This window comes from Synechococcus sp. BDU 130192 (genome assembly GCF_963876085.1).
GTDB lineage: Bacteria > Cyanobacteriota > Cyanobacteriia > Cyanobacteriales > MRBY01 > MRBY01.
In genome coordinates, this window is record NZ_CAWNNO010000002.1 from 97963 (window position 1) to 105876 (window position 7914).

Consider the following 7914-nt stretch of genomic DNA (forward strand, 5'->3'; position numbering starts at 1 on the left):
GCGGGGAGACGCGTTTCAGTTTTCCAGAAGTCCGCCGCAACGTACAATAAAAACCGTCTTCACAGTTTGAGTTCTATGCAGTACCACGCACAAGTTTATGTTACTCTCCGTCCCTCTGTTCTTGATCCGGCTGGTGCCGCTGTCGAATCAGGTCTAAGTCAATTAGGCCATGGGGGCGTCTCTGGGGTACGCATTGGGAAGTATATCGAATTAAATCTTGCCGCCGCTGACGAAGCAGAAGCCAAGGCGAAAGTGGATCAAATGTGCGATCAACTGCTTACCAACCCAGTGATTGAAAATTATCGCTTCGACCTCACCCCTCTGAAATAACGATAAATTTCCGCCCGATCTTCCCTTGCAATCCTTCAATTAATTGGTAACGACACGATGAAATTTGGTATAATTGTTTTCCCTGGCTCAAACTGTGACCGTGACATGGCAATGGTGACGGAAGGGATTTTTGGACAGCCGACGCGGATGGTCTGGCACCAGGAAACAGATATTTCTGACCTAGACGTGATTGCGGTGCCTGGGGGCTTTAGCTACGGGGATTATCTCCGTTGTGGGGCGATCGCCCGCTTTTCTCCGGTGATGCAGAGCGTCATCGACCATGCTAATCAAGGGAAATATGTGCTGGGGGTTTGTAATGGCTTTCAGGTGTTGACGGAAGTGGGTCTGCTGCCTGGGGCTTTAGTGCGCAACCGAGATCTGCACTTCATTTGCGATCGCCAATATCTCCGGGTTGAAAACAATGATCGGGTCTGGACAAGGGGTTACCGCCAAAACCAGGTGATCAATATTCCCATCGCCCACGGAGAAGGACGCTACCATGCCGACCCCGACACCCTCAAGGCGATCGAAGATAAAGGTCAGGTGCTGTTCCGTTACTGCGACGCCCAAGGCAATGTAAATGAGGCTGCCAATCCCAACGGTTCTCTCAACAACATCGCCGGTATTACCAACCAAGCTGGCAATGTTTTAGGAATGATGCCCCACCCAGAACGGGCCGCCGATGGCAGCCTCGGTTTAGTAGACGGGCAAGGTTTATTTGAAGGGCTATTAAACCTTGTTGCCGGATAGCTTGAGGATTAGGCGAAAGCAGCAAAAAAACGCTCTAGACGACCATTAAGGTGCTTAACGAGATCTAACTGCCCAATCCCAAAAATTAAGATGGCGTCGGTTGAGACTCCAGGTAGCGTAGAAATTCTAGCAACTCATCATCGGATAACAATTGGCGCGATCGCTTGCCATAGGTTTCTAGCAAGTAAGTGCGGCCCTGCTCACTAGACCAGCGCAAGCGCTTGAGTTCCACATCGGTGCGGGCAATAATCTCAGAAAAATCTAACGCATCTGTCGAGCTGCCTGCCGACCCTAAATCTAAGCTCGTATCAGGTGTCGCTTGGGGCTGATTTAGGGGGATTTCGGGAGTCTGGTCTACGACCGGCGCCGGAGATGGCAAGGGTAAATCATTTTGATGGCTCGGTATTGAGACTGGATTTGTCGGGGTTGCAACCGTTGGTGTGGAGGCAGCCATGACAGGTGCTGGTTTTGCAGAGACGACCGGGGCTGCTGGAGGAGATTGAACGGGCATGGTCTGCTTCGCGGGGGCTGGTGCCGGAATTGCCCCAGATCCCAAAAGATTTAACGCCCGGATTCTTGCTTGATCCTCCGCCTGTTCCACAGAGGGGGCTGCCGCCAAACCACTGGCGAGTTTTTTCCCTTCCAATTCCACCACAACCCGCACAATAAACTGGCCATGTTCAATGGCTGCCAGTTCACTGATTAAGCCCCCGTAGGGATAACGCTGCCGAAAAATCTCTGGTGTCATGGAACGTAATAGGAAAAATTTGACTCAATTTATTAGTTGAGTGCAATTGTACCCTTATTCTTCCTGATTCAGGGCAATTTGCTGGTGAATTCCCTAGAGGCCATGGAGAGAATTCCCTTGACAGGGTACAATATCGAAAAAGCATTGTGACAAGATAGTCAACACATACGTCTAGTGGCTTGGTCATTTAGATTTTGCCCTTGTCCCAGCCGCGATTGTATCGGACGATCCTCCTTTAATCACATTGCTTGTTTTTCCGTCGGGTTTGCTTAGCCACAGGCAGTCCCTGCTCTTTTCCTGAAACACGTCTTTTTGGGTCAGTTTCAGAACCAAGTCCCCGCCATAGCCGTTTCCTAAACGTAATGACCTCTAGAAGGGTTGGTGTGGGAGCTCCCCTGTTCGATGTTTGCTCAAGTTTTTCGACTGTGTACTTGCGAACTTGTCATTTCCTGAGGTGTTATCGGCCTCGCCCCCATTAGGCTTTGTTTCTTTTGTGAAACGGGCCATCCTTTCGGAAAGGGCATTGTTTTGATCAGTCAACCTTGGGGTTCCTGGGGAATTTGTGGCGTTTCCCATCAGAAATACAGGTCTGTTGACTGTCTAGGTTTAATGATAGCGACAAACAACAGACTGATACTGCTTTTCTGGTGGACTGTTGTCGTTTCACTTTACTTTCTAACGAAAAGGATAGTTTTGCATGGATTTTTCAATCGCCACACTGCTGTCTTTCTTTACAGATGACAAATTGGTTGCCGGTAAATTCCTCGAAAAGAAATTAGAGTGTCGCTCTGAGGAAGATACAGAACAACTCCAGATTATTCTTGATGCCCTGGAGCGCTCGAATATTTTGGTGAAGGAACGGGGCAAATACCGCCGGGTGCCGGAAGCGGATGTGGTCGAGGCAAAGCTACGGTGTTCGAGTAAGGGTTTTTGTTTTGCGATCCAGGATTCTGAGGATGCTGATGATATTTATATCCGGGAAAGTTATCTCAGCAATGCTTGGAATGGCGATCGCGTTTTAGTCAAAATCATAAAAGAAGGAACGCGGCGGCGATCGCCAGAGGGAGTAGTCCGTTTAATTTTAGAACGGGCCAATCCTTCCCTCCTAGCGCGGGTAGTCCAAAAAGACGAAGGCTTCCGGGCAGTGCCCCTCGACGATCGCCTCCTGTTTGAACTTGAACTCCAGGACGAAACGGATCGGCTCCAGCAAGCCATTGATCACCTCGTCCATGTTTCGGTGGTGCAATACCCCATTGCCCAGTACCTCCCCCAGGGGTCTGTCACCAAGGTGTTGGGGAGTGATGCCGAGGCCGCCGCTGACACCGATATTGTCTGTTGTAAACATGATTTACTGCGCCAATTTCCCGAGGAGGTTTTGGCTGCCGTTAAGGACATTCCTACAAAACTAACCAAAAAAATGCTCGCCAAGCGGCGGGATTTTCGCGACCAATTAACCATCACCATCGAGGATGAAATTCACCTCACCCCAGAAAACCAAGCCTTCATTGAAAATGCATTTACGCTCCAAAAAACTGAAGCTGGACAGTGGCAACTGGGCATTCACCTGGCGGATGTGGCAGAATTTGTCCCGGCCCAGGGGGTCCTGGATCGGTGGGCGAAAAAACACGGCACGGCAGTATTTCTCGGTCAAATGACCATTCCGCTATTTCCGCCAGAATTTAAGGAGAAAGTAGAGCTTCGTCCTGGAGCAGACCGTCTCACCATGTCCATTCTCCTCACCTTTGATGATCAGGGGAACGTGGCAGAATTTGAAATTACCCCCAGTGTGATCCGCGTTGACCAAAGCCTAAGTTACCAAAAGATTCAGCATCTCCTCAGTAGTGGAGAAACCGCAGAGGCGGATCTGGCCGATGTCGCAACCCTGTTGAATGATTTAATTTTTAACCTCAGTCCTTTAGTCAAAGCCCAGCGCCTGCAACGGGGCGGTTTCCAGATTTCTCTACCCGAAGTAACTTCTGCTTTTAAAGATGAAGGGCGTTTCGGGACGATGATTGTTTCACCGAGCTTGCCGGTGCGGTCTCTCTTGGCAGAGGTGATGATTCTGGCGGGTCGAGCGGTGGCCCAACATATGCTGGCCCTAGAACTGCCAGCCATCTATTGCTACCAAGCTAATCCTGATTTTGAGAGCCTCGAAAATCTAATTAAGTTGGGCAATAATCTAAACCTGAAGCTCAAGCTCGAATCGGAAGAGGAGCTTTTACCCCACGATTATCAGCACTTTATCCAAGAGTTCAGCCAAACAGACATGACAAAAATCCTGAACTATCTGCTTCAGGAAACCCTGGATGTTCCCCGCTATGGTGCCCATCCCCACCCCCATTTTGGCTTGGCCTACCGGGACGGTTATAGCCGTGTCTGTGCGCCGGGGCAACGCTATGGTGACTTGGTGATGCAGCGCATTTTAAAACTCATTTTCTCTGAGGGGCGCGATCGCCGTTCGAGTCGCGTCAAGGTCGGGGTTAACCTCGGCAGCAGCACTTGTCATAACCAGGTGAACTGGAAAGTGCTACCAACGCCGATCCAAACGGAATTAGAAGAAACCATTGCCAGCCTAATTTTGCAACTCAACGATCAAGAAAAGGTGGCCGATGACGCCGAAAAAGATCTCCAGGGACTCCAAAAGGCTGAAAAAATGAAGGCCCACACGGGGCACACTTTTAAGGGATTGATCACCGGGGTGCAGTCCTATGGTTTCTTTGTGGAAATCGAGGATCTGCTCGTGGAAGGTCTTGTCCATGTCAGCTCCCTCAAGGATGACTGGTACGAATATCGCGCCCGACACAGTTGTCTGGTGGGTCGGAAAAATCGTACTGCCTATCGCCTCGGCAATACCGTCGATGTGGAAGTGAAGAGTGTCGATTATTATCGGCAACAGATTGATCTGGCGATCGCCAAAAATACCAATTCAGACCCAGATGACGCGGCTGCGGAAAATTGGGAAGAAGAATAATCACCTGTCTATGACTCAGCTGATGGGGGAAGCATTCAACGCTTCCCTCTTTTTTTGTGACGATACGGCCCCCGGTGGCCTAGGGCATCCACTCCAGGAAAAAACCCACCTTACTTTCCTTTGCCGCACTCGAATTATGTTTTTGAATTTCCGTCGCCGCCCGCCAGTGGGATGTGAAGGCATAGCCGGCCCCTAGGGTCGTGATCCCCATTTCCTCTGGGGTCGCTAAGTTAACAAACTGTTGACTCAGGCTAATGGTCGAAGCTCCGGAGCGAGACAGATTAAGCTGCAACTTGGCGCCCACCTCTAGGCCTTCCCGTTCGTAATCTGGGCCAGAAAAGGATTGATAGCCGAGACTAGGGGCAATATTAAAGCGGTTGCCGAGGGGAAGTAAATAATAGTTGGCACGGGCGGCCACCTGGGTGCGATCGCCACTAAACAGGGTATGACCTTCGGCACTGAGGGTCAGGGGAAAATCAGGTTTTACAAAAATATCTTCAACGCCGACACTGATGCCCCCCTGGTGATCGTTGCTGGGAAATTGGGCGTACCCAAGCCGCCAGCGGGTCTGAAAACTCGGTTCGTGGCGAATGCTACGGAGCACATCGGGGATCCCTGCTTCACTCCACCGTTGCAGTATGGGGCTATTGTCAAAGGTTTCTGGGGGCAAATCAAGTTGCTCTGGGGTGAGGGTTTGGGCTAGACCCAGAGGGGCAAAGGCGATCGCCAAACTACTAGCCAGCACAACGTTCTGTAATCCGTTTCTCAAGGTTAATGCTCCCCACCACAACAAATATTTTTCCTATCCTAGACTATCCCGCAAACAGATCGAGGGGGAAATGGCCATAGGTACCAGCCAGTTCCGGTTCAGGGGATTGCAGCGCCACCAAAACGCCCCGATACTGCCCCACATAGTCATCGAGGTAATGGCTCATTTTTTGAGTATTGAATTTTAAATACACCGGGCGATCGCCCCATTCGCCTGGATCAATGGCGATCGCCCCATCGTAGCCTAAACCCCAGAGATACTGCTGCACCGTTGTTGTGGCGACGGCAACGTTATCCGCGCAGATGCCAATATTTTCCCAGTCCGCCGCCTGACAAGCCAAACGCAAATTTTGCCGGAGGGTTTCCCGTTCGGCTTCTGATTCTCGGACGGGGGTAGTCACACAGCTTTTTTGCTGCAAAAGGGCGATCGCCGCCGTCAACTCTGGGGAGATACTCATCGGTTATGTCACAAAATAGGCTCGGTTTAGCCTAGCAGACTCCCTGGGGCTAGATCCATTCTCCATCTTCGTCGGGGTCTACCCTAGGGGAAGCTTCCTCTTCGGAAGTGTAGGGGGGCGTCAAAATTCGATAGTCAGCATCATAGACAGTACCCGTTTCATCTGACGCTTTGGCAGGCTTTGCAGACGGTTTTGGGGCCGGTGGCTTTGGCATCGCAGCCTCTGGGCCGGGACTAGGACGGGGACGCTGGGGTTTCGGGTGGGGGCGAATCTGGGGTTCTCCTTCACCTGTCTGGGGCGGCTGGGGACGGGTCGACTGTTTGGGGGGTGATTCAATGTCCCAGGTTTCTTCATCCTGGGTTTCTAGTTCCTTGTCAGTCCAATCATAATTGGCGCGGCTCCGTTCCCAATCGGAACGACCAGTGCGGCGATCGGGCTGGCGAGGGGGACGTTGTTTCAGGCGTTCAAGGCGAGGATTCGGGCGATCGCCTCGATTATTAGGACTAGGATTTGTCCCTTTTAAAAAAAGCTGCAAGAGCAAACTCAGGAGCAACCCAAGCAAGACCGCTGCGATAAACCAAATGCTGAGGGGCAACTGCCAGGGAACGGTGCGATTAAATAGAACGAGACCCAGCGCCTGACTATTTTGCAGCAGCAGAACCGCTCCACCCCCAAAGCAGAGTAGCAACAACAATAACAGTGGCGACCTAGACTCCATAAACAAGCAACGGCGATCGCCTAGGGCGTTTCCGGATTTTCGGTGGGAGACTGGGCCGGCGTTGTCGTGCCAGTGCGTGCCAAAGCCTCGTCCACTTGGGCTAAGAGATCCTTAAGCACCTGTTCGTCCGGATATAACTCCACCAACCGTTGCAAATGGGGACGTGCCCCTGCTAAATCCCCCAGGGCTAAACGGGCTTGTACCAAACCTTGCAGCGCATTTGTATTGTCTGGCTCCCGTTCTAAAACGGCTAGAAATCCGGCTTCTTGTTGCTTCAGTTGAGCTTCTTGATCCGCCTGGGGATTCCGAGCCACTTCGGTTGTCGGTTGTCGCACGCTATCAATGATGCCTCCGATCACTGGCACCATCGCAGTTCCCGCAAAGGAGCCTGCACCAATAAACAGGATCACTTTTGTCCAAAATTTCTGTTTCTTTTGCTTCGCTTCAACGGCTTTATCAGAAAAAAGAGGCATGGGTTGAGGGGGATGACTTAAAAATCCTATCTATTTTAGCCCATGGCCATGGGAGTTCTAGAAAATGGGATTTAATGGGAAAGGCTGCCATTTCCCGAAGTTTTTTAACCCTTGCTCTATGTCTGCTTCTAAGTCTCCAGCCCCTTTATTGGCCTACTTCACCGCTTTTTTTTACATTCTCTTTAGCCTCATTCCCGATAGCCATAGCATGATGGTGGCCTGGTCATGGGTGTTTGTGTGGCAGGTAGGTCTGTTCTGTCCTTTGTTGTGGTTTTTGGTGCAGCTATGGGATAACCGCCGCCTCTATCTGTTGGGCAACGGGTTTGATCAGGGTCTAATTGCAATTTTAGTCAGCTTGGGGATTTCCACCCTGGGGGCAGAGTTTCCCCAGCAAGCCCGCTGGCAAGCCTGGGCCTGTTTAGGGTTTATCGCCGCGCTCTATCCCATTAGTCGTTGGCTGAATAGTGTAACTGGTCGTTATCGATTATTTTTGGGGCAAGGATATTTAAGTTTGGCCTTCGTTGCTTTTAGTTTGGCGCTGTGGCTGAGTCGGACATTTTTACCGGAAATTGAGCGGCTCCGGGATTTGGGTGTTGATGGGGCGGTGCAACAGTTTGATTTTTCGCTGCTGGAACTGCGTAACTGGGCTCCCTTGGGTCACCAAAATTATGTGGCCGGTTATCTCATTCTTTGTTTAC

At 51.0% G+C, this 7914-nt stretch carries 7 protein-coding genes and 2 pseudogenes; 4 read left to right on the forward strand and 5 right to left on the reverse strand.

Annotated features, from left to right (window positions below):
- The first annotated feature begins 75 nt into the window (after nucleotides 1-75).
- Both purS and purQ read left to right on the forward strand, forming a co-directional pair.
- Nucleotides 76-330, forward strand: a complete 255-nt coding sequence (gene purS / locus AACT35_RS01185; protein ID WP_012307160.1) for a phosphoribosylformylglycinamidine synthase subunit PurS — start codon at nucleotides 76-78, stop codon at nucleotides 328-330.
- A 57-nt stretch (nucleotides 331-387) separates the two neighbouring features.
- The gene (gene purQ, locus AACT35_RS01190) at nucleotides 388-1080 is read left to right on the forward strand and encodes a phosphoribosylformylglycinamidine synthase subunit PurQ (RefSeq protein WP_099238582.1); all 693 of its coding nucleotides are present in this window, start codon (nucleotides 388-390) and stop codon (nucleotides 1078-1080) included.
- 85 nt (nucleotides 1081-1165) lie between these two features.
- On the opposite strand, the pseudogene AACT35_RS15795 reads toward purQ, so the two are convergent.
- Nucleotides 1166-1345 (reverse strand): annotated as a pseudogene (locus AACT35_RS15795) (hypothetical protein); the annotation flags it as partial.
- 1180 nt (nucleotides 1346-2525) lie between these two features.
- Between AACT35_RS15795 and AACT35_RS01200 the strand changes: the two are divergent.
- Nucleotides 2526-4799, forward strand: coding sequence for a ribonuclease R family protein (locus AACT35_RS01200; RefSeq protein WP_099238586.1), 2274 nt, complete (start codon nucleotides 2526-2528; stop codon nucleotides 4797-4799).
- 79 nt (nucleotides 4800-4878) lie between these two features.
- Here the strand turns inward: AACT35_RS01200 and AACT35_RS01205 are convergent, their stop codons facing one another.
- The 4 genes from AACT35_RS01205 to AACT35_RS01220 all read right to left on the reverse strand — a co-directional run bounded on the left by AACT35_RS01205 (nucleotide 4879) and on the right by AACT35_RS01220 (nucleotide 7216).
- Nucleotides 4879-5544 (reverse strand): hypothetical protein, encoded by a 666-nt coding sequence (locus AACT35_RS01205; protein WP_099238588.1) that lies wholly within the window; start codon nucleotides 5542-5544, stop codon nucleotides 4879-4881.
- A gap of 67 nt (nucleotides 5545-5611) precedes the next feature.
- Entirely contained in the window at nucleotides 5612-6025 is a 414-nt protein-coding gene (locus tag AACT35_RS01210) for a DUF1824 family protein (protein ID WP_099238590.1), read from the reverse strand.
- A 49-nt stretch (nucleotides 6026-6074) separates the two neighbouring features.
- Nucleotides 6075-6743 carry a hypothetical protein gene (locus tag AACT35_RS01215; RefSeq protein WP_099238592.1) on the reverse strand — a complete coding sequence of 223 codons (669 nt, stop codon included), beginning with the start codon at nucleotides 6741-6743 and terminating at the stop codon, nucleotides 6075-6077.
- Nucleotides 6744-6763: 20 nt separating this feature from the next.
- Entirely contained in the window at nucleotides 6764-7216 is a 453-nt protein-coding gene (locus tag AACT35_RS01220; RefSeq protein ID WP_045442532.1) for a tetratricopeptide repeat protein, read from the reverse strand.
- Nucleotides 7217-7334: 118 nt separating this feature from the next.
- Between AACT35_RS01220 and AACT35_RS01225 the strand changes: the two are divergent.
- Nucleotides 7335-7914: pseudogene (locus tag AACT35_RS01225) on the forward strand (O-antigen ligase family protein); the annotation flags it as partial.